Raw genomic sequence first — 25729 nt, 5'->3', positions numbered from 1 at the left:
CATTGCCCGTATTAACAGAGGAATTTTTATGTCGCTACCACATTATAAAATGACAATGCTTGCAATTACGTTAGGCGTTGCATCGGCAATGGTAGGCTGTAGCAGTAATCCCAAAAAAGAAGTCGTGGACAAAGGTCCAGAGTCTAGCGAACAAGTTTATATTCAAAAAGCACAGAAAGCGCTAGATCGTAATCAATATAGTGATGCAGCAAAACAGCTTGAAGCACTGGAAACCTATTTTCCGACCAGCCAATATGCACCGCAGGCCCAGCTTGAGCTGCTCTATGTCAAATTCCAGCAAAAAGATTTTGAGGGTGCTGTCGCACTGGCTGAACGTTTTATCCGTCTAAACCCGCAGCACCCTAACGTAGACTATGCCTATTATGTGCGTGGTGTGGCCAATATGGAACAGAACTATAATGGCCTGATGCGTTATACCTCACTAAAACAGTCGCACCGTGATGTCAGTTATCTGAAACTGGCCTACCAGAACTTTGTCGATTTCATTCGCCGCCATCCATCCAGCAGCTATGCAGTAGATGCCGCGCAACGTATGCAGTTTATCGGTCAGGAACTGGCAGAGCATGAAATGAGTGCAGCGCGTTTCAACCTGAAACGTAAGGCGTATCTGGCTGCTGTAGAACGCTCATTGTGGGTGATCGAACACTATCCGAAAACACCTCAGATTCCGGAAGCTTTGGCCACAGTCGCCTATGGATATGACAAGCTGGGAGATAAAGCAACTTCGCAGCAGTATATTGAAGTTTTGAAGCTGAACTATCCGAATCTGGTGAAAGCTAATGGTGAGGTCAACCTGCGCGCAGCGCGTCATGAAGGCAGCCTCCTGAACCGTGCGACTTTGGGTATCTTTGGTAAAGGTGCCAGCACGGCAACCGATACTACAAGCCAGCCAGCAGAACTTGAACCACCAAAACGCAGCTGGACCAACCGCATATCATTTGGCTTACTGGACCGTCCGGAGAGCGAAGACTAGGTCTGACAGAACCGTTCAATCAAGTCACGGTTCGAGGTGCAATTTTATTAAGGGCAAGGTATCATACTTGCCCTTTTGTTTTGTCCGGGCAATGCTTGAACAATCTGCTCAAAAGGTATACAAAGGAATTTGCAAGACGACAGTTCCATTAGACTATTCTCATTTTTTCAATGATTTAGAATTTAGACACGCAGCACGAGCAGCTCAATACACCATGGCCATTCCTCAGCATACGATTGATCAGATTCTCGATCGCACCGACATTGTCGATGTGATTGGTCAATACGTGAAATTAAAAAAGACTGGCCGTACCTATTCGGGCTGCTGCCCCTTCCATCAGGAAAAGTCACCTTCTTTCCACGTCTATCGCGATAAGCAGTATTTTCACTGTTTCGGCTGTCAGGCCAACGGAAATGCCATCCGCTTTTTGATGGATATTGGCAGCCGTAATTTCGTCGAGGTGATGAAAGAACTGTCCAGCCAGACCGGGATTGAACTGCCTAAAGACAATAAAGATTCCAACCGGCTGAAATACAAGCGTGAAGCCAAGCCCAAGCCGGTCACAGCGCCGCCTGTAAAAACAACAAATCCACCCGCAAATCCTGCACCTGAACAAGCGGCTTATTTTGACCCTTTTGCTGAAATTCAGGCGCCAGACCCTGAATTTTATACCGATGATCCATTTGCCTCTTTTGAGCAAATGCCAGCTGTAGAAAGTCAGGCTGACGGCAACCTGTATGACTTACTGGAAAATATCGCACAGTTTTATGAACGCCAGTTACCTCACAGTCCCAATGCCCAGCAATATTTTAAACAGCGCGGTTTAAGTCATGAAACCGTGGCCTACTGGCGCTTAGGCTATGCACCCGAGGACTGGCAACATCTGGAAAAAGCATTTCCACAGGATATTCAGGGACTCAAACTGCTGGGCCTGATTCGGACCAGTGACAGTGGCCGGGATTTCGACCTGCTGCGTGACCGCGTCATCTTTCCGATTCGTGACAGCAAAGGCCGGATCGTCGGTTTCGGTGGCCGTGCGCTAAATAATGAAATTAAGCCTAAATATATCAACTCGCCAGATTCAGAAGTTTTCCATAAAAACCAGCTGCTATACGGTTTATACGAAGGCCGCAAGCAAAAAGCCCAAGACTGGCTAATGGTCGAAGGCTATATGGATGTGATTGCCTTACAGCAAGCCGGCATCCATGGCGCCGTGGCGACCCTGGGTACAGCCAGTAATACTGAACATCTGAATATCCTGTTTAAGCAGAATAATCGGATTACTATTGCCTTTGATGGTGATGCCGCCGGACAAAAAGCTGCACGGCGTACTCTGGAAATTGCCCTGCCGCTTTTAAATGATGGCCGTGAACTTAAGTTCTTTGTTCTGCCGGATGATCATGACCCAGACTCGTTAATTCGCCGTGAAGGACTGGAGAATTTCCGCCGTTTACTGGATCAGGCCCCGCTGCTTTCGGACTTTGTCTTTGCTCACCTGACCCGAAACCATGATGTGGCCACGCCCGAAGGCAAAAGTCAGGTCATGGGTGAACTGCGCCAGCTAACTGAACTGTTGCCCAAAACAGGCTCATTTCGCTATCTGCTGCAGCAGTTTTTCCGGGAAAAATTAGGCTTTAGTCGAAAGTGGCAACCCAAAGTCAATAATGACGCCTCTTTAAGCTTTAGTACCAAGATTGATGCTGAAGAATATGTCATTGCAATTTTAATGAATCACCCCTATCTGTATATTCATTTTGAGCCTTTGCGTGCCCTGATTTCGCCCGATCAGCTACTGTTTAAAATACTGAATATTCTGAATATTATTTTTGATGAATTACCGGATGATCCCGAGCTTTCGATTTATTATGTAATCGGGGCCTGTGCGGCCTATCATCGTGAATTGCAGCATATTCTGCAACATGCCAATGTCAGTGACTATACCTCCTCCCCGGAACAGGCGGACAAGCTGGCGGCTGACTTTTCAATCAAGTTGCAATATCAGTGCTTACAGCACAAGATCAGATCGAAAAAATTTAATAGCATTGCAGAAATGAAAAATCTCAAGATGCAGATTTATGAAATTGATAAAAAGCGCTCAATGACTCTGCTGGAAGATTAAGCGCTACTATAATTATCATTTTTTAGCTCTCTATTAAAGTTTCAGACCTATATTGCATCTGCCGTTTTTCTAGCGAAACCCGATTAAAGATATAGTTTGGAAATAGAATTTGAAGCGCTTGCTAGGAAAGCATTTTGCAAAACCTGCTAGTGTTTCGGCCAGCAAATAAAGTCAGCACTCTGCAAGATAAATCCACCAGAAAAAGCTATCGGGCAAGAAAATAACAAGAGTAATAGCAGTCTTTCGTTAAATATCTATAGTCTTATCCATCAAGGATAAATCCTCATGCTTCGGCTTGCGGCGCTTATCCATCACATCATGCAAGTTATCACGCATCAGTTCAAAAATACCTGGATCTTCTGCTTTTGCGGCTTCACGTAACAAAATCGAAGTCGGATGCAGCAGTTTCTGGGTCAGACGATGAGAAAACTCGGCCAATACTTTCTCTGCATTTTCTCCCTTGGCAATACGCTGGGTCGCAAGTTGCAGCTCTTCCTGACGCAGAACTTCGCCATGTTCGCGATAGGCATGAATGGTGCTACCGGCCTGATTGACCTTTTGCTGGGTCATCAGCTCAGTAGCCAGCTGATTGACCATCACTTCTGCTTCAACAGCTGCCTGACGACGCTGCGCCAGATTCTCATCAATCACACTTTGCAGATCATCTACACCGTAGAGATAAACCCCATCCAGCTTTTCAATTTTCGGATCAATATCACGCGGTACGGCTAGGTCCACCAATAACATTTGCTGATAACGGCGTTTCTTTAAAGCGGCTTTGACATCGGCATAAGGAATTACCTGGTGCAGACTACCAGTACAGCTGGAAATCACATCAGCACGATGCAGATGAGCCGCCAGCTGGTCAAAGTCGATAATTTCCACATCAACCCGATGGGCAATTTCCTGAGCCAGAGTTTCAGCACGTGCCTGGGTACGGTTACAGATAATGATCTTACCCACCCCCATTTCCGCGAGGTATTTGGCCACCAGACTGTTCATCTCTCCTGCTGCAACCACCAGAATAGTCAGCTTTTCCGGATGACTAAACACCTGAATGGCCAGCTGGGCAACGGCATAACCCATAGAAACAGCATGACTTCCTACAGCAGTTTCCGAACGCACGCGTTTGGCTGCATAGAAAGCATATTCAAAAATACGGTTTAAGTCCTGAGAAACGATTTCGGCTTCTTTGGCCAGCGTTAAAGCAGACTTAACCTGTCCCAGAATTTGAGGTTCCCCGAGCATCAGTGAGTCCAGACCGCTGGCTACCCGCATCAAATGTGTAACCGCCTGAGCATTTTCATAACGATAGACATGATTTTGCAGTTGTTTGACATCAACCCCATTTTTTTGGGCAAGCCAGTTCAGCACGATGTCGACATTGTCCGACATCGCGTAAACTTCGGTCCGGTTACATGTAGAGACCACCACCATATCGTTTAATTCAGGGTGTTGGCTCTGTGCAGCGAGCAAGGCACTTAATTTTTCAGGATTAAATGCAATCTGTTCGCGTAGCTCTACAGAGGCAGTTTGATGGTTGACACCCAATGCAAAGAAAGACATATCAGGTCATCATTTCAATAAATTTATGCTATTGTGCAACATCGGTGTCATAAAAAGCATTACTTGGATCAAGAAAAATTGCGTCAAACAGCTAGCCGTATGAACGGGCCTACAATTAAGCAATATTCTACCACATTCTTGCTGGTAGGGAGCATGGTTTCAACTGTGCATCTTCATGCAGCAGGAACAGCCTACCATGCAAATCAGAATTATGATGCCATAAAGCAAAGTATGGTGGCTGAGTTTGCGCTGGCCTATCATGATATTCCAACTGCCCTGCATAACTATACCGTGCTGGCGATTAAAAGTAATTCCACCGCTGTGAAAGAGCGCGCACTCAATATTGCCCTGGAACACGATGACCTATCTGCGGCACTGGACATTTCCACGCACTGGGTGGTTCAGGAACCGCAAGATGTGCCCGCATTGTTCTACTTGTCGCACATCGCCTTAAAAGCATATGAGTATGAGCTGGCCGCAGAAACGCTGGAGAAAATCCTGCACATTGATGACAGCGCAGATCTGGAAGAGATTCTGGCCGGAATTTCCCCTGAAGATTCTGAGGACCGCGCCTACCTGATCAATGCACTCAGCAAAAGCAGTGCTAAAAATAACCCCTCGATTCTTGTTCTGATTGCCGGCCTTGAAGCCCAAAATGGCCAGCTGGCTCAAGCACTGGAAACCATTGGACAAGCACTCAGGAAAAGACCGAAGACAACCGGCTACATACTGCTCAAAGCCAACCTGCTGGATGCCATGGGCGATTATAACGAAACGCTAAAATGGTATGAAAAATCCAGCCGTAAACATCGTAACAACCTTGAGGTGCGACTGGCTGAAGTAAAATACCGCATCAAACTGAATGATTCAGTGACTGCCTTAAAAAAATTGCAGGATATTTTAAAGAAATGGCCGACTGCTGAAGAAGCCCTGTTTATTGCCGGTCTGACCAGTATTGATTTAAAAGAATATGAACAGGCTGAAAAATATCTGGTCGAGCTACGCTATTCGGCGCAGTATCAAAACGAAGCCTATTACTATCTGGCTGTCAATGCCGAACGTAAACAACATTATGAAACAGCAAAAGCCTATTATCGACTGGTAGATGGCAGCCTGTATATTATCTCTCGGCGTAATATTATTTCCATCTTTGCCAAGCAGGACAAACTGCATGATGCTTTACGTTTCCTGACCCAGGAACGGGTAAACTATCCACAGCACACCAGTTTTCTGTATCTGGCCCAAGCCGACATCCTGAAGCGTATGGACAATAAAAAGGCTGCGATTCGTCTTCTGGAAGAAGCCAGTAACAACCTGCCGGATGACCCGGAGCTGATCTATGCCCAAGTACTCTTGCTTGACCCTTTTGCAGACCGTAACAAGCTAGATAAACTGCTGCAAGCCCTGCTCAAAATTGAGCCGCATAGCCCAACCTATCTGAATGCTTATGCCTACACCCTCGCCATGCAAAATCGCCGCCTTGAAGAAGCGCGGCATTATGCAGAGCTGGCCCTGGAATATGCACCGGAACAGGCATCAATTCTGGATACTTATGGCTATATCTGCTATTTGCAAAATGACTTTGCTAAAGCCTCCCAGGTGCTGGCCAAAGCTTATACGCTAAATGCCAGTCTTAAGATCGGAATACGTTATGCACGTGCCTTATATATGCATGGAGATTTACAGCAATTTCATCAAGTGTTACAACAACTACAACAAAATCACGCAAATGCCCCCGAATTAGAACAACTTAATTCGCTATTGTTAGCACCACAATAAATAACAGGTAACTACACCTATGCGCTATTGGAACTCTTTAGGCTGCAGCATGTTTGCAGCCACTGCCTTATTCATGACGGGCTGTCAGCACATTGTCCAGCCTCAAGCACCGACCACCGGTACGGTACTGGAAGCAGAAAACCAGTTCCAGTTACAGGGGAAAATCGGCGTACGCACCCCACAGCAAAGTGGCAGTGCTTTTTTCACCTGGGTACAGCAGCAGGAAGAATTTGACATCGAACTGACTGGCATTTTAGGCGTGGGTCGAACCCAGATTTCAGGCAAACCCGGCCAGGTCACTTTAAATAGCGCAAAAACCGGACTGATTCAGGCGGAAAGCGCTGAGGAACTGCTGCAACGTGCAACTGGCTGGCAGGCACCCATAAGCCATCTGGTGGACTGGGTACAGGCGCGTCCTTCTACTCAGGCTGCTCAAATCCAGAAAGATAGTGCCCAGCGCATCAGCCAGATTGTAGAAGATCAATGGAGGGTAGAGCTAAGCTATAACCAGCAGGCAAAACTGCCAAACCGCCTGATTTTAAAACACGCGCTTGAGAACGGTGGTGAAAACCGTATTACAATGCTGATTCAAAACCGTTAACTGCTCTGATCCAGATATGATGATTCGTGTTCCCTCCCCTGCAAAGCTGAATTTGTTTTTACATATTACCGGTCGCCGGCCGGATGGTTATCATGAGCTGCAAACCATTTTCCAGCTGATTAACTTATATGACTGGCTGGAGTTTGAACAAAGCGTTGATGATGCGATTCAGATTGAGGGACTGGCTTCGGTCGATCAGGAACACAACCTGATCTATCGCGCCGTGCAGATGTTACAGCCCCATGCCAAGACTCCTTGTGGTTTAAGCATTCATATAGAAAAAAATATTCCAATGGGTGCAGGTCTTGGCGGCGGCTCTTCCAATGCAGCCACAACGCTGATTGTGGTCAACCAGCTCTGGCAATGTGGCCTTAGCACCGGGCAACTTGCCGAACTTGGGCTAAAGCTCGGGGCAGATGTTCCCATTTTTGTGCATGGTCTGAATGCTTGGGCCGAAGGCATTGGTGAACACTTAACATTCATAGACTTAGATCAAAAAAAATTCATTGTATTAAAACCTGACTGTTTTATCAGCACTCAACAGCTTTTTTCACAAAAAATGTTGACAAGAGACACGAAGCCATCTAAATTTTGCGCCTATCAGCAAACACCATCTGATTTTGGAAATAACTTTGAGCCAGTAGCGAGAAGCCTATATCCGGAAGTCGATGCAGCCATGCAATATCTTGACCAGTTCGGAGTTGCAAAGTTGACAGGTACAGGTGCCTGCGTGTTTATTGAGGTAACTGATGAATTGAATATCGCGGATATTCTGGTAAATGCGCCATGTAAAGCTTACCTGGTAGACAGTTTACAAGAATCTCCTTTACGTCAATTCAAAGTTCAATAGGGGTATCGCCAAGTGGTAAGGCACCGGGTTTTGATCTCGGCATCCGTTGGTTCGAATCCAGCTACCCCTGCCATTTTTCACCTGTAGATGTATGTATTAGGGGTATCGCCAAGTGGTAAGGCACCGGGTTTTGATCTCGGCATCCGTTGGTTCGAATCCAGCTACCCCTGCCATTTACATTCATCAAATCTAGGGGTATCGCCAAGTGGTAAGGCACCGGGTTTTGATCTCGGCATCCGTTGGTTCGAATCCAGCTACCCCTGCCATTTCTCGAAAAAAGACAGAACATCTATTTGCGGTAAGACTGTTAATTTACCTTGACATAACATCGCAAAAATATTAAAGTTCTGCCGCATTAGGGGTATCGCCAAGTGGTAAGGCACCGGGTTTTGATCTCGGCATCCGTTGGTTCGAATCCAGCTACCCCTGCCATCTACTTCCATACATACCAACCGCCAAGGGTGCTTCATGCCCAATCTTGTCGTTTTTAGTGGAACTGCACATCCACAATTCGCTCAAAAAGTCGTAAGTCATTTACATATTCCTCTAGGCGCTGCCTCTGTAGGTCAGTTCTCTGATGGCGAAATCGCTGTTGAGATTACTGAAAATGTTCGTGGTAAAGACGTATTCATCGTACAACCTACTTGTGCCCCTACCAACGATAACCTGATGGAAATCCTGGTGATGGCTGATGCATTGCGTCGTGCAAGTGCTGGTCGTATTACTGCCGTGATCCCTTACTTCGGTTATGCCCGCCAAGACCGTCGTCCTCGTTCAAGCCGTGTACCAATTACTGCAAAAGTTGTTGCAGACATGTTGACTACCGTCGGTATTGACCGTGTGGTGATGATTGACCTGCATGCTGACCAGATTCAAGGTTTCTTCGATATTCCTGTCGACAACATCTATGGTACACCAGCATTGCTTGCTGACCTGCGCCAGCAGTCACATAATAACCTGATGGTTGTTTCTCCTGACGTTGGGGGTGTAGTCCGTGCACGTGCTGTTGCAAAACAGATGGGCGATATCGATCTTGCGATTATTGATAAACGTCGTCAAAAAGCGAATGAATCACAAGTGATGCATTTGATTGGTGACGTGAAAGATCGCGACTGTGTCATTGTCGATGACATGGTCGATACGGCAGGTACCCTGTGTAAAGCAGCAGATGCACTGAAGACTTTCGGTGCACGCAAAGTTGTTGCCTATGCTACTCACCCTGTACTGTCTGGCAAAGCCATTGAAAACCTGAAAAACTCTGTAATTGACGAGCTGGTAGTCACTGACACCATCCCGCTTTCAGAAGAAGCTCAGAATCTGGGCAAAATCCGTCAGGTTTCGGTTGCAAGCATGGTTGCTGAAACGATCCGTCGTATCAACAACGAAGAATCTATTAGCGCAATGTTCGATTCTTATCTATAATAATGCGCTGAATTTCTAAAGCCCTGCCATTTGACAGGGCTTTGTATCACCAGATCGGTCGCAGATCTGGTTCATTTAACTTAAATAGGATGTCTATCATGGCAAACTTCGTATTAAACGCAGAAGCACGTGAAGTAGCATTACAAGGGAAAGGTTCGAGCCGCCGCCTTCGCAATGCTGCTAAAGTACCTGCTATCATCTACGGTGGTACTGCTGAGCCTGTAGCTATTACACTTGAACTTCGTGAGCTTGTTAAAGCTTTAGAAAACAACGCTTTTTTTGAAGAAGTGATTGAAGTTAAAGTAGGTGATAACGTTGAAAACGTGAAAATCCAAGCGTTACAGCGTCACCCAGCTAAAAACACACCAATGCACGCTGACTTCAAACGCGCATAAGTGTTGATGGTGTAAATTAGTGTCTAGTATTTCACTGATTGTCGGTTTGGGTAACCCAGGTTCTGAGTATGCCCAAACCCGCCATAATGCAGGCTTCTGGTTTGTAGAACGTCTTGCAGATCAATATGGCATTAGCCTTAAAAAAGACCCGAAATTTAATGGAATCAGCGGGCGTGGCAATATTGAAGGACAGGATGTTCGTCTTCTCATGCCTACAACCTTTATGAACCTTTCTGGTAAAAGTGTTGTTCCTTTCGCTAAATTCTACAATATCGCACCAGAATCGATCCTGATCGCCCACGATGAGCTGGATATGAATCCCGGCATCATTCGCCTAAAAACTGGCGGTGGCCATGGTGGACATAATGGTTTACGCGATATCGTGCCGCATATCGGTGCAAACTTCCATCGTTTACGTATTGGGATTGGTCATCCGGGCACTAAAGAACGGGTTTCTGGCCATGTTCTGAGTAAGGCACCAAGTAGTGAACAGGGTTTAATGGATGATGCTATTGCACACGTACTGGCCCGTACCAAAATGCTGGTTAACGGTGAAGTACAGCAAGCCATGAATCAAATTAATGCCTATAAACCGAACTGAACATTCAATAATTGCTGGACAATTACGCTTGCCTTGCAAGGCGTTTAGGCGCAAAATGCGCAAGCCTACTCACTGATCCAGTGCCGTAGAAACTGATTCAACCATAAGGTCAAAATCTTAGGTCAACTAAGGGGACGCTAGCCATGCTATCTCGTTTATTAAAATGCAAAATTCACCGCGCTTTTGTTACACATGCAGAATTACACTATGAAGGTTCATGTGCAATTGATGGCGTTTTAATGGATTTGGCTGGTATTCGTGAATATGAAGAAATTCATGTATGGAACGTGACCAATGGTAAACGCTTTACTACTTATGCAATTCGTGGTGAAGATAATTCCGGAATTATTTCAGTGAATGGTGGTGCAGCACATCAGGCCGATGTTGGCGATATCATTATTATTGCCACCTTTGGTGATTTTACTGAAGCTGAAGCCAATGCACATAAACCACGTCTGGTTTATGCAAATCCGGACAATACGGTGAATCACACTGCTAACTGTATTCCAGTACAAGTAGCGTAATTGATCACTCAAGATTCAAAAGCCCGCATCTTGCGGGCTTTTTTATTGCTAAAAATATTTCCCCTCTACAAGAGATCAACTGTCCTGCCACCAGCTTTTACGAGTTTTACAATTCAAGGAGTTAAGCTGCTGATCGACCAGATCCACTAGGACGGCCTCACCATTTTCCTGTACTTTTAATTCAGCAAATTTAGCATTGCGATAACAGGACTCCAGCCCTTCAGCGAACATAAAACTGTTGGCAGCAGGATATAAGCTCTCAAAAGTATTACGGGGATTTTTCAAAACAAGCTTGCTAAATGCTGCTGACCCACTAAGATGCCTTTGATCAAAACTGGTCGTGATCACTCTGCGCTGTTTATCCAGCTGCACATAACTTAGCACCTGGGACTGATTTTCAAAATCGTCAATACGAAGATCCGAGAAAGATCGTTGGCTACTCTGCCTCGCTGCAGCACCAAAATGCAGCTGATAGCTCAGGACCATATAATCTCCCTGAAGTATAGAGCGTGGATCTACAGGCATCAATTCAACGAACATGCTCTGGCTATTTCTTAAATGCCATTCATGCTGCAAAATCAGTCCACTAAACAAGGCTATATTCAAGATGGCCAAATAAAGAGGAAGAAACTTTTTCATCTGGGCTCCCCTTCTCTATCTTCCAGCATTGGTCGGTTTAAAACATAAGCCAGCAGCAGTACCAGCAGCCCGGATGCAAAAATACTGAGACTTTTAAAAAGAAAGCTTAGACCCAGATTGTAATACAGCATCCATAACCAGAAGACCAGCAGCAAGATGGACAGCGCCTGTATCCAAACATGCCGATAAACAATCGCCCACGCCATCAGCAGCAGAATTATTAAAATTTCAAAATAGCCCAGCCAGATTAATACTATTCCCAAGACGGGAACCAGCCACAGGAAATGCCGATTAAATTGCTGTTTATATAGCAGAATAAAGCTCAGTAGCCATATTGCCGGTAAAGTATAAAAAACCATGAGATTTTCAAGATAATGATGATCAGCTGGATGAACGCCCCCCTGCTTAAATAAAGTTTGTAATATTGCGGTGGCTGCCAGTATGCAGATCATCCATAAGTGTATACTTTTGCTATAGCGGGATTCCAACCAATAGCTGGTACGTATTAAAATAATAATGAGAATCAGATAATTGATTGACATCGCAATCAGCAATAATTGGTCATGCTGTATTTTTGAATAGAAGGTTGCAATCGCTAAAATATGTGCCATTAATAATTGCAACAATACCACCCACCAATGCATACGGCTCCGCATACTCAGCAGCGTAATCCCTAGCTGAATCAACCAGATCAGCATCAGGCTATCCGTTAGCCACTCCGTATGAATCAGAACGGCGGCCTGACCACATAGCCACAAACAATACGCAAACTGGCGCAGAAAAACAGAGTTCCTGGTATGAATCAACCAGCAGGCAGCCCCGATAAAAACTGCACCCATAAAAATGGAAAAACTTTTCCAATAGGTCAGTAATAAGGCAGCCAGAATGATTCCAGCAATCCATGCACCTAGCGCCAGTGGAATCACTGAAAACCTGCTTTTGGGGAGGAGCTTCATCAACAAGCCACTGATCCCAGCGAACCAAGCAAAGATCAGTACAGCCAGAACCAGCAAGCCTCCGGCTGATTCCTGCAAATAGGACTTGGTCAGATCCAAGATCAGCACACTCATACTCAGCGCGAGTCCAGCCACCAGCAAACTGGTTTCCAGCTGCTTACGAAGGCTGTAAAAATAAGCACTGAATATGAGGGGCAAACTTAATACCGAACCTAAATACCAGATAGAGTTCGAGTTGATAAACTGGAACATGCTCACTATGGAAATTATCACCACAGCCACAATCAACAGATAACGCAAAACCGAATAAAATTGCAGGGCATAGAAAAAGCTAACACCGGTGAGTACATTCAGAGCCAACCAATAGGCAGGCTCGGCACGTTCCATCCAGAAGCTCTGCTTGAAATACAGATACAGTGCCAACTGGCTAATCACACAAAATAAAGCAAAAACACCAATATTCGGACGATACAACCAAGGTAAGAGCAATAAAGCCCACAGTAAAAAAAGCTGATAACTATCCGCCCCTGTTTGATAAATCTGCCCTATCACCGCTAGGCTTAAGCCCAGCATCAGCCCCACAACACCATCTAGACTTTGTCTTACCATTTCTCGTGCACTAAAGCGCATGCTGAGCAATGCCGAAGTCAGCACTAAAGCTTGTGGAATCAGGAGCTGTACCCACTTGGGAAGCATCCACCAGTTCGCAGCCAGCAGATATACAATACTGATAGCGATCAGCCCAATTCCAATGATCTGTAGGTATTGAATAACAGCAGGTTGAGTAAATAGCAGGGGTGAAAATGGATGGTCTGACTTTATGATTGTTTTAGACATTCTGAGCGGTTCAGTTTTATTTGATTTTACCTTAGCATAATTTTTACTGACTCTTCCAGACAGGATCGTTAAATCTCACTTACCTACATCCTTGTTTTTATTTATTTTATAATTAAGCCAGCAAACTATAAATACCATAAAAGGCAACCATGACCAGAATCATACCGCACCCTGCCAGCAAATACGGATAAAAACGAGAGTGCGATAAACGGTTAAAACCTAAATACACAATAGATAAGCAAAGAAAGTCCAGTACAACCCAGCTTAAAATCAAAATGATTAAACTCAAATCAAGATTTGGCGTAATCCCGATAAATTGCGTAAAAAAGCCAGCGAAGAAAAGAATATCTTTAGGATTGGAAATTCCGACCAGAAAGCCGCGACGAAAACCGCCAGATGCTGCCGACAGAGACTGATGTCCCTGTACTACCTGACCTTGCCAGACTTCTCGGAAAATCTGCAAGCCCAGATAGCCAATATATATGCAGCCCAATAGCTTGATAGCATCCCACCATTGTTCATTAATGAGCAGCAAACCTCTTAGACTGAGTACTGATAGAGCAATGAGCACCAACGAAGCCAGGTTGGTTCCAAAAATAGTCTGTAATGCATGCCGATAACCACCTTTTAAACCAGCACTGGCGACCAGCAACATAACAGGTCCAGGCGTAGTGATCATCATTACGACCGCCAGACAGTACAGCATATATTCACTGATATTCATCCGATTCCTCAGCGATACTTACTCTATTTTTATATTAAAAAAAGAGGACTTAGTCCTCTTCTTGTAAATGAATCAAATGCTGGCCAATGCTATCAGCCCGTAAAAAGGCCAAGTCATAACTGGCTTGGGCCAAGGCCAGCACCCGACGTTCAAACTCCTGCCAAAGAGGACGCACTTGCTTATAATGAATGCCCAGCCCGCTTTCATCGGTGAAATGGCGGTTCTTTTCACACAGCTTTAAAGCATGATACAACTTTCGGCCTTTGCTGGCATCATCACGCAAACGCACACGTTTGGAACGGACAAAGTTTTCTACATGCTTTAAATCAGCATGTGGCAGCATCGGCACTAAAATCTGGTCTAACTGTATATCTAGTCGCTGCCAGACCACGCTATGCTGTTCAGCAGTATAAGTATTCCATTGAATGACTTCATGATTAAAACGGCGACAGCCACGACAGACCGCATCTCCAAATACGGTAGAACAACGCCCTGCACAAGGGGTTAAAGATGCAATACGACGATCCGAACTCAAAACTTACTCCAACTGTGCTGCAATTTTTAGCATTTGCATCATTGTCCCAAAATCTTGGGTCGGCATGACTATACACGCTCTCCTGAATGAATTGAAGCCTGTTAAAAGCCGGTGTTTTACTCGCTTATTCACCCGAATCACGTTAAAATATGCGCCTTTTAAACTATCATGCTACGTTGGAGTATTCCATGAACGCTACTGTAGAACAGCTTGCACCTGTAGAACAGCAAGCGACGACTGGTTGGGTTGTTGCCGCACTTTATCAATTCAAAGAAGTTCAGAACCCTGCGGATCTGCAACAACGTCTTTTGGACTTGGTAAATACCATCAACCTTTGCGGTACTCTGATTGTGGCAGGTGAAGGCATTAACGGCACAGTGGCGGGTGACCGTGCTGCCATTGATCAAGTTCATCAGTTCCTGCTTGATGAAGGCTTTGAACAGATGGAATATAAAGAGTCACACAGCTCTGACAAACCCTTCCGGAAAATGAAAATCAAGCTGAAGCAAGAAATTGTGACCTTGGGCGTAGAAGTAAAACCACGCGATTTGGTCGGCCACTATCTGGACCCTAAAGAATGGAATGAACTGATTGCACGTGATGACGTGATTCTCGTCGACACCCGTAACGATTACGAATATAAAGCCGGTACATTTAAAGGTGCGATTGATCCAAAAACTGAAACTTTCCGTGAATTCCCGGAATACGTGAAAAATAATCTGGAACAGCATAAAGATAAGAAAATTGCCATGTTCTGTACTGGCGGAATTCGCTGTGAAAAATCAACTTCTCTCTTGCTTCAAGAAGGCTTTACCGAAGTTTATCACTTAAAAGGCGGCATCTTAAAATACCTGGAAGAGACACCACCTGAAGAAAGCATGTGGGAAGGTGAATGTTTCGTATTTGATGGCCGTACTGCGGTCACACATGGCATGGAAGAAGGCCAGAACACCAAATGTCACGCCTGTGGCTGGCCGTTGAGTCCAGAAGAAGTAGCACTGCCGAGCTATGAACATGGTGTTTCCTGCGTGTACTGCATTGATAAAACCACCGAGAAGCAAAAAGAAGGTTTCCGCATGCGCCAATCGCAAATTCTGGCGGCAAAACGTAAACGTCTTTAAACCAAGCTTTGTAAACAAATATATATAAGCCCTCTTCGGAGGGCTTTTTATTTACATAAAAACACATCTGCAATAAAAAGCTTACTAATTATTTACCAAGACATGCATTTTTTTCAGATCAAGCTTGCTAGTCTTATAACCAAACACCTTTAAACACTTAAGTCTTTCATTAATAACTAAATATTTAAAATGAAAAGGAACGTAAAATGACGAGTTCACTTGCACCGGATTCTGAAAATATTGTCAGATTCCAGACTCAAGAAAATATAAAATTACAGCGAATGAATCAGGTTACTGAGGAACTGGAACGCCAGTCACATTTATTTATTGTCATTCTAGGTACCGTGATTGGGGCAATTTTAGCCCTGTTTGTCAGTTATCACATTAATGCTACCGCGGTACATTTTTTATTGCTAAGTGTTTTACCGATCTGTTTGGCCTATCTATTACGTAAAGTTTATATCTACACCTTAAGTCACAGTTAATTGCTGCGATCTCAGTTATATATCTCAACTTTACTGTATAAAAAATACTCCTTAGCATATAGGGATTATTTTTTATTGACTTATTTACCATGAATCTAACCGAATGGATTATCTCTGTCATGGAAAAACTGGGCTATCTCGGTATTGCCCTGCTGATGTTTCTAGACAATGTCTTCCCTCCTATTCCCTCTGAAATCATTATGCCCTCTGCAGGCTATTCAGCTTCTCAAGGCCAATTGCTTCTAAGTGGAGTGATTATTGCTGGCTCTTTCGGTTCCTTAATCGCTGCTGCTCTCTTGTACTGGATTGGCTATAAATTCAATCATGACAGTATTTTCAAATTCGTCGACCGTTATGGCAAACTCCTGTTTATCAAATCCAAAGATGTCAAAACCTCTCTGCAATGGTTTGAAAAGTATGGGCATCGGATTGTATTTTTTGGCCGCATGGTGCCTGCTGTACGCTCCCTGATCAGTATTCCTGCTGGCATGAGCGGTATGCCTTTCTGGAAATTCATGTTCTATAGCAGTTTAGGAACGGTCATCTGGACCACATTTCTGGCCTGTGTCGGTTTTTATTTTGGTGAGAACCAGCAACTGATGCAGCAAATCTTCAGCAAAGTTAGTTATGTAATCCTCGCTATCGTCCTAGTGCTGATTAGCTGGATGTTATACCGTAGACACCAGCGTAAAAATCAGCCATCCTGAATCGGACTCTACAAAAGGAGGCTAGAACAATGTCGCATTATCTAAAATATTTTGCCACTATTTATCTTGCCTTGGTGATATTGATTGGCATCCTCATCTATATATTGAATCTGGGAGTCATTATCCTGATCCCGGCCCTGATTGCTGCGGCTTTCCTGAGTGCCCGCCATTTTGTAAAAACACAACAGCGTTTACCCAGCAAAGAAGAGAAAAGTAAACTGGTATGGGGGTCGACCACCATCGCGATGGCTTTCGGGTTTATTTTTCTATTTGTCATGATCTGGCTTCATCCACAAACTGAAGAAGTTTTCCGAACCACAGCTTATGCAGGCAGAGGCCCAAATTCATTTTTGGTCGCCGCCCTGATTGGCTTACATGGCTTAGTCTTTCATATCGCTTATAATGGCTATGCCCGCTACAGTCTGGCCAAATTGCTAAAGAAACCTACTTAAAACTGGCCTTTTCCTGGATGGGTGTCAAAATACTGGCTGGTATCAAATGGCACTCATCCAGTTTATGCCAATGTATCTTGCTGAATATTATAATTCTTAGATTAGCATTTTAATAAAACAGCAAAACTCACTGACCTTCCTCCTCCAGGTTAAGTGAACACAATACATATCCTATTTAAGATAATAAAGTCGGTTGACACTTCATAGATGTTTGCGACATACAAGATAGATCTGGCAAGATTTTTAGCTGACGTGAGGCAGGAAATTTCGCCCTTTTAACTGGAGGACGCATAACGAAATAGCAGCAAAAAATATGCTAATTGATCCTCTACGCAGTATGACTGCAATATGAGCTGCTGATGTAGCAACCCCGATCAAATTTGCACACGAAGCAATATTTACCCAGTAAGGGAGGGGGAAAAAAAGCTGGTTTGGGGCTGTCTCGGGGTCAGTGTATTGCTGAGCCTGAGCATCATGGTGTTGTAACTGGTATTCCAAGAGAGAAATCTTACGCGAGATGCTGTACCGCCCTTATGTTTCGGCGAACTTAGCAAAAATAATCTTAAAGCCATTCAGATAAAGTCACAACTAAAACCATTGGCTTATCACCAGAATAGCGAGACATAAAAAAAGCACCCAGGGGTGCTTTTTTTATTTTACCGAATTATTCTGGTGTGTGATACATCAGATATAACTCATTCAGGTTTTCCGGGATTTCTTCTGCAAGTTCATCCATAAGCTGACCATTGCGACGGAAAGACTCCATTTGCGGATCTTCTTCATCAATGCCACTAAACACCATAATTGGCAGAGTCAAATCTACCAGCTGTTCTTCAAACTCTTCAGTGAACCAGGCTTCTTCGTTCAGGAACATGGCGTCAACAAAACCTACACTCCAGTCCCCCAGACTAGAATCGGTATCTGCTTCTTCAATCTCGAAGGGGAAACTGATTCCTTCTTCGTTGGCCAAGCTTTGACGAATTGCCTCTAACCATGTTTTTACCTGATTGATGATTTCTGCAGGTACTTTTTTCTGGTTACCTTCAAACAGCTCATCTAACCATTTGTCGAACTGTGGGCCGACAGCAATTGCACACAGGAAACCATGAGTTGCTGCAAAATCCAGACCATACTCATTTTGGTCGCCATCCAGATATTCACTCAACTGGTCTAAATCTAAAGCACTCATTTCATATCCAAACTTAGAAAACCGAAGGGTTTAGCATAGCATTTATTCAGTCCATGCTAAATCCAAATCGGCTAATCTTCCTCATCGAAATCGTCATCATCGTCGAAGTCGTAGTCAAAATCTTTGAGTTCACGTTCCAGTCGGCGCTGAGACAACAACTCATCAATCAGACGGCGTTTTTCCAATGATTCTTTCGCACTCAGCTTACTTGATGCTTCATCAAAATTAACGTCATCATCACCGTAGCTATCATCCAGCTCAAAATCTGTTGAAGACACTAAAACTACCTCGTAGTGAAAAATATAATGGGTCTAGGCGCTATTTATCTTGCCTTCTAAAACTTGTCAAGTTTTATTTATATATTTTGTATGTGTATACCAATTGGCTCTTGTTTTTCTACTACATAATTGTGTATTAATTAGCATATTAGGTATTGAATGTTTTTTATCCACCAGATAAAAGACATTTCTATAAAATAAGATCAGGAAATGCACTTGAAAAGATAAACTTAGGCCTAATATTCATATTCAATTGTACTTTCAAACATTTTGATAAAATCATGCTTGACTGATCAATTCCAAAATTATTTCAGTGAATTGTGCTATGATGCACGGTTTTTCACTGCCACAGATTCAACGAGAGTAAGCAAAGATGAGCGATATGACTTCCCCTACTTCTCAAGTAGCGGCTCTGATTAGCCGAGGCAAAGAACAAGGTTACTTAACCTTCGCTGAGGTTAACGATCATCTCCCGGACTCCATCACAGAAAGCGAACAGATTGAAGACATCATTCAAATGCTGAATGACGTGGGTATTCCTGTCCATGACCGCGCTCCTGAATCTGATGATGCGATGTTTGAGGATAATGCAGAAGCTGCCGATGAAGTTGCAGAAGAAGAAGCTGCAGCGGTACTTGCATCTGTAGAAAATGAACCAGGTCGTACCACTGACCCTGTACGCATGTATATGCGTGAAATGGGGACGGTTGAGCTCTTAACGCGTGAAGGCGAAATTAGCATTGCAAAACGGATTGAAGAAGGTATCCGTGACATTCTGCACTCGATTGCTTACTGGCCAAATGCAGTGGGCGTTGTACTCCAAGAATATAAAGATTATGAAGCCGGCGAACGTCGTCTGGCTGACATTCTGTCAGGGTATTTAGACCCTGAAACTGATGAAGCAATTCCAGAAGTTATCGAAGAGGAAGCTGAGCTTCCAGAGGAAAAAGCATCTGCCGCCAAGTCCACCAAAGAAGTAAAACTGGATGATGACGAGGAAGAGGAAGAAGCTGAAACTGAAGAGGAATCTGAAGCAGATTCAGGTCCGGATCCAGAAATTGCCAGAGCCCGCTTTACTGAACTTTCAGATGCCTGGAAAAACACCAAAGCGGTTCTGGAAAAACACGGCCGCAATAGTAAAGAAGGCGAAGAAGCCCTGCAAGCACTCGCATCTGTGTTCATGATGTTCAAATTTACACCGCGTCTGTTTGATCTGATTTCTGAAATGATTCGTGGTACGCATGAGCAGATCCGTAGTGCAGAACGTGAAGTGATGCGTTATGCAGTCCGTCGTGGCCGTATGGACCGTACCCAGTTCCGTACGACATTCCCGGGCCAGGAATCAAATCCAGCCTGGTTAGATGAGCAAATCGCAAAAGCACCTGCTGATCAGAAAGGCTATCTGGAAAAAGTTCGTGCTGACGTACTGGCCTTCCAGCAAAAAATTGCAGATATTGAAAATGAGCTTGGCTTAAGCGTTCGTGACATCAAAGAGATTGCGAAACGTATGGCGGTAGGTGAAGCAAAAGCGCGTCGTGCCAAGAAAGAAATGGTGGAAGCGAACTTGCGTCTGGTGATTTCGATTGCCAAGAAATACACTAACCGCGGCTTGCAGTTCCTAGATCTGATTCAGGAAGGTAACATCGGTCTGATGAAGGCTGTAGACAAGTTCGAATACCGTCGTGGTTACAAGTTCTCGACCTATGCCACCTGGTGGATTCGTCAGGCGATTACCCGTTCAATCGCAGACCAGGCGCGTACGATCCGTATTCCAGTACACATGATTGAAACTATAAACAAGATCAACCGTGTATCGCGTCAATTGCTTCAGGAAATGGGCCGCGAACCGACTCCTGAAGAACTGGGCGAACGTCTGGAAATGGATGAGGTTAAGGTACGTAAAGTACTGAAAATCGCCAAAGAGCCGATTTCGATGGAAACACCAATCGGTGATGATGAAGATTCGCATCTGGGTGATTTCATTGAGGATAGCAACATCACTTCACCAGTTGATGCAGCAACCTCAGAAGGCTTGAAAGAAGCAACCCGTGAAGTTCTGGAAAATCTGACTGAACGTGAAGCGAAAGTCCTGAAAATGCGTTTCGGTATCGACATGCCAACGGATCACACGCTGGAAGAAGTCGGTAAACAATTTGACGTAACCCGTGAACGTATCCGTCAGATTGAAGCGAAAGCACTACGTAAATTACGCCACCCTTCCCGCTCTGAACACCTGCGTTCATTCCTGGAAAACGACTAATTCTTAACGCGTGATGGGGACTTGAAAGATTGCTATGGGTCTCCATTATGTATTTAAGAGAATCTCAAAGCCTGCTCTTTTGCAGGCTTTGTCTATAAAATTTGAGGTGAACTATGATAGACCGCACTCCATCTCGCGAACTCCGTGAAGATCTTTGGGTATTTCCAATGGACTACCCAATTAAACTCATTGGTAATGCAGGTACAGAATTGCACGGTGCTGTCGTAGAAATTTTAGTGAAGCATTTTCCTGAATTTGACCAGACGACTTTAAAAGTGCAGCCGTCGCGTACAGGTAAATATCACTCTATTACTGCGCAGCTTCGGTTTGAAGAGCTTGACCAAGTTCATGCGCTTTATGCGGACCTTGCAGCTTGCGAACATATTCGCACAGCGCTGTAATCAGCATAATAAAAAAAGCACGCAAATCTGCGTGCTTTTTTATGCGCTTTACGCCATGAGCCACAATAAAAAAATAGAACTCGGAGCCTACCCTATTGCTCTATTGGGCTTGCAATTCATTATAATGAATCTGATACATTTGACCCAAAAAGGACTTTCACAGCGTGGCTGAAACTGTTCAAAAACCTGAATTGATTATCCGTCAGTACAACCAGCTGACGCCTTATGAAGACCGTTTTCTGGAAATGAAACATTTTACCGAAAACCGTAATGCTCATACCCCCGATGAGCTGTGGATCTTACAGCACCATGATGTATTAACCCAAGGTCAGGCGGGTAAACCGGAACATATCCTGGTTCCTAGTAATATTCCTGTTATACAAACAGATCGTGGCGGTCAGGTCACCTGGCATGGTCCGGGGCAGCTGGTGGCCTATTTTATGTTTGACCTAAATCGTCTCGGCTGGAATGTGCGTACACTGGTGTCCTATGCCGAACAGCTGATGATTGACCTGTTAAAAAAATACGGTATAGAAGCCTATGCCAAAGCTAATGCACCGGGTGTTTATGTCGCAGAACGCAAGATAGGTTCTTTGGGCTTTAAAATCCGTAAAGGGCGTTCTTACCATGGCTTGGCACTCAATATTGACTGCGAATTGACCGGCTTCCAGACCATCAATCCCTGTGGCTACGCTGGGCTGGAAATGGTTCGAATCCATGACCTGCTGAGTCAGCCACCGACATTTGCCGACTTGTGTCAAGATATTATTGAAAATTTAAGCAGCAGCGGTTACTTTACACACATTAATATTGAACAAAAATAAAGCCTTTGCATTTCACCTTTAAATGAATTAGAGTATTTACTCTAAACAAATAATACCAAGATAAGGATTATCATGTGATTGCGAAGAAATCCGTAAAACCTGCTTTGCAGCTTGCCTATGTCAAACTGATGATGGATATCATCGGTCGCGGTCTGGTCATGGCCAGTCAGGTAGATGCAGAAATCCAACAGGAAATCACCCAGTTTCCTGCCAATTTTAGCCTTTCAATGAACGTATTTCCGAATGGCCCGGCCTTTGTTGCCAGAGTGACTGAAAACCATCAACTGGAGTTGGTGAAGAACAGCAAGATTAAACCCGATCTCACCATTACCTTTAAGCATTTGCATCATGCCTTTCTGGTATTTTCTTTTCAGGAAAGTACTTCACAGGCTTTTGCCAATGACCGGATGATTGCGGATGGCGATATTTCCAATGCGATCCGCCTGGTACGCTGCCTCAATAAAATGGAAGCGTTGATTTTACCAAAATTAGTGGCCGAACTGGCTGTCAAAGAATATCCAAGCAATTTGAGTTTAAAAGAAAAATTAACTGGAGCTGCCAATATCTATCTCAAAGTAGCCCAATCTTATTTCAAGCGGAGTGCATAACCCATGGCTAAACCATATTACGAATTCTTCTGCCCGGTCAAAGTCATTGCCGGTCATGCCGCGTTAGAACATATTCCATTTGAACTGGCTACCTTGGGAGCAAAGCGTCCACTGATCATTACCGATAAAGGGGTACGCGCCAACAATCTGCTTATACCGATTGAAGACGCTTTTGAATCTGCCGATGCCGTGATTGCGGGCATTTTCGATGATGTTCCGCCAGATTCGAGTCTGGAAACAGTACGCAAAGCTGCAAAGCTATATCGTGATCACGATTGCGATGCCATTATTGCAGTTGGGGGCGGTTCAGTCATTGACACTTCAAAAGCGACCAATATTCTAGTCTCTGAAGGCGGTAATGATTTACTGAAATATTCAGGTGCACATAACCTGCCCAAACCGCTCAAGCCTTTCTTTGTGATTCCGACGACCTCAGGCACTGGCTCAGAAGTGACCATGATCGCTGTTGTGTCAGATACTGAAAAGAATGTCAAAATGCCGTTTGCCTCTTATTATCTGATGCCGCATGCAGCAATTCTTGATCCGCGCATGACCCAAACGCTCCCCCCACATCTTACAGCAATGACAGCGATGGATGCCATGACCCATGCAGTAGAGGCCTATACCTGCATGGCAGCCAATCCAATTTCAGATGCTTATGCCACCGCAGCAATTAAAAAGATTAGCGCACACCTGTTTAATGTTCTGGACACGCCAACCGATGCACAAGGACGCTTAGAGCTGGCTCAGGCATCGACCATGGCCGGTATTGCCTTTTCTAACTCTATGGTGGGACTGGTTCACTCACTCGGTCATTCCTTAGGTGCGGTCGCGCACCTGCCGCATGGTTTATGTATGAACCTGTTCCTGCCTTATGTGCTGGAATACAACAAAGAGGTCAATGGAGAGAGAATTGCCGATTTACTTCTGCCTCTGGCCGGTGCAGATATTTATGCACAAACACCAGCGCATTTACGTGCTGATAAAACCATCGCGATGATTATGACGATGCGTGACCGCATTTATAGTCTGACTAAATTACCGCGGACTTTAAGTGAAACCGGCAAAATTTCTGAAGCACAACTGGATGAAGTGGCTGAAAAAGCCCTGAATGATGGGTCAATCATTTACAACCCGAAAGAAGCCACGCTAGAAGATTTGAAATCTATCTTAAAAAAGGCTTGGTAATTACTGAAAAATAAGCCAATATAGCGAAAATTTTAGCCTGATGTTTTTTTAAACATCAGGCTTTTATCTTGCATGAACGCTATTTTTTAACAAACAGCATATTTTTGCAGTTCTAAAGTTAAAAATAGCTAGCAAAAGCCATCATTTTGGAATAGATTGGCGCACTTTTACAGAAAAATGTAGGGGGGATCGTTCGTCTCAAACGATCCTTATTTAATATGACTGATCCTTGATCAACGATTAAGAGGATAACGCCGTTGACTAATTTCTCTGGGACTCAATCGGCAGCTAAACTGCAAAAAACGCTAGGACTCTGGCACATCATTATTATTGGTTTGGCTTATATTCAGCCAATGACCTTATTTGATACTTTCGGTTTAGTATCAGAAGCAAGTCACTTCCATGTTCCTACTTCTTACATCATTGCCCTGATTGCAATTTTGTTTACTTCGATCAGTTATGGTCATATGATCCGTCGCTACCCCTCTTCGGGTTCAGCCTATACCTATGCGCAAAAATCAATTCATCCAAATATTGGCTTCATGGTCGGCTGGTCGTCGTGGTTGGATTATCTGTTATCACCGATGGTCAATATCATCCTGGCGGTCATCTATCTGAAGGCCTTGTTCCCGGATATTAACCCTTGGGTTTGGGTGGTAGCTCTGACGGCCTTTATGACCGGAATCAACCTGCGGGGTGTGCGTTTTGTCGCTAACTTTAACAGTATGATTGTGTTGATCCAGTTAATCGTGATCGCGGCCTTTACCTGGATGGTATATACCAAGCTCCAGGCCGGTTTCAATGCTGAAGGTCTAATTACTGCGGAACAGCGTTATCAGTTATGGAGTATGGAACCGTTCTGGAATGAGTTAACCTCGGTCGGTGCCCTGATTACAGGAGCTACCCTGCTATGTTTTTCTTTCACCGGATTTGACTCTTTAAGTTCACTGGCGGAAGAAACCAAAGATACCGAGAAAACCCTGCCTAAGGCAATTTTCTTAACCGCTTTAATTGCAGGTGTGATCTTCATTATCAGTACCTACTTCATGCAGCTCTATTTCCCGTCAGCACCTGGGACTTACTTTAAGAATATTGCCGAGACCCAACCAGAAATTCTGTTATTGGTCGGTGGCTCGCTGTTCCAGTCTTATGTACTGGCATTTGCGATCGTAACGGTGATGGCATCCGGCATTTCTGCACATGCTGGTGTATCGCGTTTAATGTATGTGATGGGTCGCGATGGTGTGATCAACAAGAAAATCTTTGGTCATATCAGCCCACGTAATTTCACCCCGTCTTACAATATTATGATTGTGGGTGCTGTTGCGCTGACTGCGGGCTTCATGGATCTGGATATCGTGATTTCCATGATCAGCTTTGGTGCATTGACTGCATTTACTTTTGTGAACCTGTCTGTCATTTCACGCTATGCTTTGCGTGATGGCCGGACCAAAACAGCAAAAGATATTTTCAGCTTTGTGGTTATTCCCCTACTGGGCTTCATCAGTGTTTTTGCTATGTGGCTGGAAATTGAAGAAACTGCATTGAAATATGGTTTATGGTGGGCGATGTTTGGTATTTTGTACTTGGGTTATAGAACCAAGGGCTTTAAGCACCCAGCTCCTCAACATAACGAATTTGAATAATGTTTAACTTTAAAAAAGGCGCTTGATG

At 44.3% G+C, this 25729-nt stretch carries 26 protein-coding genes and 4 tRNA genes; 23 read left to right on the top strand and 7 right to left on the bottom strand.

Annotated elements, in window-relative coordinates:
- The first annotated feature begins 28 nt into the window (after positions 1–28).
- The gene (locus tag NI467_RS03300; RefSeq protein ID WP_253150887.1) at positions 29–994 is read left to right on the top strand and encodes an outer membrane protein assembly factor BamD; all 966 of its coding nucleotides are present in this window, start codon (positions 29–31) and stop codon (positions 992–994) included.
- Between the two features lie 214 nt (positions 995–1208).
- Positions 1209–3113, top strand: coding sequence for a DNA primase (locus NI467_RS03295; protein WP_253150885.1), 1905 nt, complete (start codon positions 1209–1211; stop codon positions 3111–3113).
- Between the two features lie 246 nt (positions 3114–3359).
- Here the strand turns inward: NI467_RS03295 and hemA are convergent, their stop codons facing one another.
- A complete protein-coding gene (gene hemA / locus NI467_RS03290; RefSeq protein WP_151204085.1) occupies positions 3360–4679 on the bottom strand; it encodes a glutamyl-tRNA reductase in 1320 nt (439 codons plus the stop codon).
- A 78-nt stretch (positions 4680–4757) separates the two neighbouring features.
- On the opposite strand from hemA, the gene NI467_RS03285 reads away from it, so the two are divergent.
- The 11 genes from NI467_RS03285 (at position 4758) to panD (ending at position 10851) form a co-directional block, all read left to right on the top strand.
- On the top strand, positions 4758–6458 hold the full coding sequence (locus NI467_RS03285; RefSeq protein WP_253150883.1) for a tetratricopeptide repeat protein: 1701 nt from the start codon (positions 4758–4760) through the stop codon (positions 6456–6458).
- A gap of 19 nt (positions 6459–6477) precedes the next feature.
- Positions 6478–7059: a lipoprotein insertase outer membrane protein LolB gene (gene lolB, locus NI467_RS03280; RefSeq protein WP_253150881.1), complete on the top strand. Its 582-nt coding sequence runs from the start codon at positions 6478–6480 to the stop codon at positions 7057–7059.
- A 19-nt stretch (positions 7060–7078) separates the two neighbouring features.
- Positions 7079–7909: a 4-(cytidine 5'-diphospho)-2-C-methyl-D-erythritol kinase gene (ispE, locus tag NI467_RS03275; protein ID WP_253150953.1), complete on the top strand. Its 831-nt coding sequence runs from the start codon at positions 7079–7081 to the stop codon at positions 7907–7909.
- A tRNA-Gln gene (locus NI467_RS03270) sits at positions 7908–7982 on the top strand. Before ispE ends, NI467_RS03270 begins: the two co-directional genes overlap by 2 nt.
- Positions 7983–8007: 25 nt before the next feature.
- A tRNA-Gln gene (locus NI467_RS03265) sits at positions 8008–8082 on the top strand.
- A gap of 18 nt (positions 8083–8100) precedes the next feature.
- A tRNA-Gln gene (locus NI467_RS03260) sits at positions 8101–8175 on the top strand.
- 91 nt (positions 8176–8266) lie between these two features.
- Positions 8267–8341: transfer RNA gene (locus NI467_RS03255), tRNA-Gln, on the top strand.
- Between the two features lie 36 nt (positions 8342–8377).
- Positions 8378–9331, top strand: a complete 954-nt coding sequence (locus tag NI467_RS03250; RefSeq protein ID WP_151204082.1) for a ribose-phosphate pyrophosphokinase — start codon at positions 8378–8380, stop codon at positions 9329–9331.
- A gap of 98 nt (positions 9332–9429) precedes the next feature.
- Positions 9430–9726: a 50S ribosomal protein L25 gene (gene rplY, locus NI467_RS03245; protein WP_253150879.1), complete on the top strand. Its 297-nt coding sequence runs from the start codon at positions 9430–9432 to the stop codon at positions 9724–9726.
- A gap of 19 nt (positions 9727–9745) precedes the next feature.
- Complete coding sequence (gene pth / locus NI467_RS03240; RefSeq protein ID WP_151204080.1) at positions 9746–10327, top strand: aminoacyl-tRNA hydrolase; 582 nt, start codon at positions 9746–9748, stop codon at positions 10325–10327.
- A 143-nt stretch (positions 10328–10470) separates the two neighbouring features.
- The gene (gene panD / locus NI467_RS03235) at positions 10471–10851 is read left to right on the top strand and encodes an aspartate 1-decarboxylase (protein WP_151204079.1); all 381 of its coding nucleotides are present in this window, start codon (positions 10471–10473) and stop codon (positions 10849–10851) included.
- A 75-nt stretch (positions 10852–10926) separates the two neighbouring features.
- Here panD and NI467_RS03230 read toward each other — a convergent pair whose 3' ends face one another.
- From NI467_RS03230 to NI467_RS03215, 4 genes are all read right to left on the bottom strand, one after another.
- Complete coding sequence (locus NI467_RS03230) at positions 10927–11490, bottom strand: GDYXXLXY domain-containing protein (RefSeq protein WP_151204078.1); 564 nt, start codon at positions 11488–11490, stop codon at positions 10927–10929.
- Positions 11487–13283 carry a DUF2157 domain-containing protein gene (locus tag NI467_RS03225; RefSeq protein WP_253150870.1) on the bottom strand — a complete coding sequence of 599 codons (1797 nt, stop codon included), beginning with the start codon at positions 13281–13283 and terminating at the stop codon, positions 11487–11489. Before NI467_RS03225 ends, NI467_RS03230 begins: the two co-directional genes overlap by 4 nt.
- A 112-nt stretch (positions 13284–13395) precedes the next feature.
- Positions 13396–14007, bottom strand: coding sequence for a LysE family translocator (locus NI467_RS03220; RefSeq protein WP_253150860.1), 612 nt, complete (start codon positions 14005–14007; stop codon positions 13396–13398).
- A gap of 49 nt (positions 14008–14056) precedes the next feature.
- Entirely contained in the window at positions 14057–14542 is a 486-nt protein-coding gene (locus NI467_RS03215; RefSeq protein ID WP_253150858.1) for a DUF1289 domain-containing protein, read from the bottom strand.
- A gap of 188 nt (positions 14543–14730) precedes the next feature.
- Here NI467_RS03215 and NI467_RS03210 point away from each other — a divergent pair, with 188 nt between their 5' ends.
- The 4 genes from NI467_RS03210 to NI467_RS03195 all read left to right on the top strand — a co-directional run bounded on the left by NI467_RS03210 (position 14731) and on the right by NI467_RS03195 (position 17307).
- Entirely contained in the window at positions 14731–15663 is a 933-nt protein-coding gene (locus NI467_RS03210; RefSeq protein WP_151204074.1) for a rhodanese-related sulfurtransferase, read from the top strand.
- Between the two features lie 206 nt (positions 15664–15869).
- Positions 15870–16148: an FUSC family protein gene (locus NI467_RS03205; protein ID WP_151204073.1), complete on the top strand. Its 279-nt coding sequence runs from the start codon at positions 15870–15872 to the stop codon at positions 16146–16148.
- Between the two features lie 89 nt (positions 16149–16237).
- Positions 16238–16855 (top strand): DedA family protein, encoded by a 618-nt coding sequence (locus tag NI467_RS03200; protein WP_151204072.1) that lies wholly within the window; start codon positions 16238–16240, stop codon positions 16853–16855.
- Between the two features lie 29 nt (positions 16856–16884).
- Positions 16885–17307 (top strand): ABZJ_00895 family protein, encoded by a 423-nt coding sequence (locus tag NI467_RS03195; RefSeq protein ID WP_253150856.1) that lies wholly within the window; start codon positions 16885–16887, stop codon positions 17305–17307.
- A gap of 664 nt (positions 17308–17971) precedes the next feature.
- On the opposite strand, the gene NI467_RS03190 is transcribed toward NI467_RS03195, so the two are convergent.
- Both NI467_RS03190 and NI467_RS03185 read right to left on the bottom strand, forming a co-directional pair.
- Positions 17972–18496, bottom strand: a complete 525-nt coding sequence (locus NI467_RS03190) for a YecA family protein (RefSeq protein ID WP_151204070.1) — start codon at positions 18494–18496, stop codon at positions 17972–17974.
- Between the two features lie 71 nt (positions 18497–18567).
- Positions 18568–18774 (bottom strand): PA3496 family putative envelope integrity protein, encoded by a 207-nt coding sequence (locus tag NI467_RS03185; RefSeq protein WP_151204069.1) that lies wholly within the window; start codon positions 18772–18774, stop codon positions 18568–18570.
- A gap of 373 nt (positions 18775–19147) precedes the next feature.
- On the opposite strand from NI467_RS03185, the gene rpoD reads away from it, so the two are divergent.
- The 6 genes from rpoD (at position 19148) to NI467_RS03155 (ending at position 25701) form a co-directional block, all read left to right on the top strand.
- The gene (gene rpoD / locus NI467_RS03180; protein ID WP_151204068.1) at positions 19148–21034 is read left to right on the top strand and encodes an RNA polymerase sigma factor RpoD; all 1887 of its coding nucleotides are present in this window, start codon (positions 19148–19150) and stop codon (positions 21032–21034) included.
- A 113-nt stretch (positions 21035–21147) separates the two neighbouring features.
- Complete coding sequence (locus NI467_RS03175) at positions 21148–21435, top strand: YbeD family protein (RefSeq protein ID WP_151204067.1); 288 nt, start codon at positions 21148–21150, stop codon at positions 21433–21435.
- A gap of 164 nt (positions 21436–21599) precedes the next feature.
- Positions 21600–22259, top strand: coding sequence for a lipoyl(octanoyl) transferase LipB (lipB, locus tag NI467_RS03170; protein ID WP_253150854.1), 660 nt, complete (start codon positions 21600–21602; stop codon positions 22257–22259).
- A gap of 74 nt (positions 22260–22333) precedes the next feature.
- Positions 22334–22867: a hypothetical protein gene (locus NI467_RS03165; RefSeq protein WP_253150852.1), complete on the top strand. Its 534-nt coding sequence runs from the start codon at positions 22334–22336 to the stop codon at positions 22865–22867.
- A 3-nt stretch (positions 22868–22870) separates the two neighbouring features.
- Entirely contained in the window at positions 22871–24055 is a 1185-nt protein-coding gene (locus tag NI467_RS03160) for an iron-containing alcohol dehydrogenase (RefSeq protein WP_253150851.1), read from the top strand.
- Positions 24056–24312: 257 nt separating this feature from the next.
- On the top strand, positions 24313–25701 hold the full coding sequence (locus NI467_RS03155; RefSeq protein ID WP_151204063.1) for an APC family permease: 1389 nt from the start codon (positions 24313–24315) through the stop codon (positions 25699–25701).
- Positions 25702–25729: the final 28 nt, after the last annotated feature.

The organism is Acinetobacter sp. S4397-1 (assembly GCF_024129285.1).
GTDB lineage: Bacteria > Pseudomonadota > Gammaproteobacteria > Pseudomonadales > Moraxellaceae > Acinetobacter > Acinetobacter lwoffii_C.
The sequence above is the reverse complement of the archived record's forward strand: the minus strand, read 5'-3'. Positions and strand labels throughout refer to the sequence as shown.

Excerpts from the sequence above, each read along its gene's own strand:
- NI467_RS03300 (WP_253150887.1), top strand. The coding sequence starts at position 29 with ATGTCGCTACCACATTATAAAATGACAATGCTTGCAATTACGTTAGGC.
- NI467_RS03295 (WP_253150885.1), top strand. The coding sequence starts at position 1,209 with ATGGCCATTCCTCAGCATACGATTGATCAGATTCTCGATCGCACCGAC.
- hemA (WP_151204085.1), bottom strand. The coding sequence starts at position 4,679 with ATGTCTTTCTTTGCATTGGGTGTCAACCATCAAACTGCCTCTGTAGAG.
- lolB (WP_253150881.1), top strand. The coding sequence starts at position 6,478 with ATGCGCTATTGGAACTCTTTAGGCTGCAGCATGTTTGCAGCCACTGCC.
- ispE (WP_253150953.1), top strand. The coding sequence starts at position 7,079 with ATGATTCGTGTTCCCTCCCCTGCAAAGCTGAATTTGTTTTTACATATT.
- NI467_RS03250 (WP_151204082.1), top strand. The coding sequence starts at position 8,378 with ATGCCCAATCTTGTCGTTTTTAGTGGAACTGCACATCCACAATTCGCT.
- rplY (WP_253150879.1), top strand. The coding sequence starts at position 9,430 with ATGGCAAACTTCGTATTAAACGCAGAAGCACGTGAAGTAGCATTACAA.
- panD (WP_151204079.1), top strand. The coding sequence starts at position 10,471 with ATGCTATCTCGTTTATTAAAATGCAAAATTCACCGCGCTTTTGTTACA.
- NI467_RS03230 (WP_151204078.1), bottom strand. The coding sequence starts at position 11,490 with ATGAAAAAGTTTCTTCCTCTTTATTTGGCCATCTTGAATATAGCCTTG.
- NI467_RS03225 (WP_253150870.1), bottom strand. The coding sequence starts at position 13,283 with ATGTCTAAAACAATCATAAAGTCAGACCATCCATTTTCACCCCTGCTA.
- NI467_RS03220 (WP_253150860.1), bottom strand. The coding sequence starts at position 14,007 with ATGAATATCAGTGAATATATGCTGTACTGTCTGGCGGTCGTAATGATG.
- NI467_RS03210 (WP_151204074.1), top strand. The coding sequence starts at position 14,731 with ATGAACGCTACTGTAGAACAGCTTGCACCTGTAGAACAGCAAGCGACG.
- NI467_RS03205 (WP_151204073.1), top strand. The coding sequence starts at position 15,870 with ATGACGAGTTCACTTGCACCGGATTCTGAAAATATTGTCAGATTCCAG.
- NI467_RS03200 (WP_151204072.1), top strand. The coding sequence starts at position 16,238 with ATGAATCTAACCGAATGGATTATCTCTGTCATGGAAAAACTGGGCTAT.
- NI467_RS03195 (WP_253150856.1), top strand. The coding sequence starts at position 16,885 with ATGTCGCATTATCTAAAATATTTTGCCACTATTTATCTTGCCTTGGTG.
- NI467_RS03190 (WP_151204070.1), bottom strand. The coding sequence starts at position 18,496 with ATGAGTGCTTTAGATTTAGACCAGTTGAGTGAATATCTGGATGGCGAC.
- rpoD (WP_151204068.1), top strand. The coding sequence starts at position 19,148 with ATGAGCGATATGACTTCCCCTACTTCTCAAGTAGCGGCTCTGATTAGC.
- NI467_RS03175 (WP_151204067.1), top strand. The coding sequence starts at position 21,148 with ATGATAGACCGCACTCCATCTCGCGAACTCCGTGAAGATCTTTGGGTA.
- NI467_RS03160 (WP_253150851.1), top strand. The coding sequence starts at position 22,871 with ATGGCTAAACCATATTACGAATTCTTCTGCCCGGTCAAAGTCATTGCC.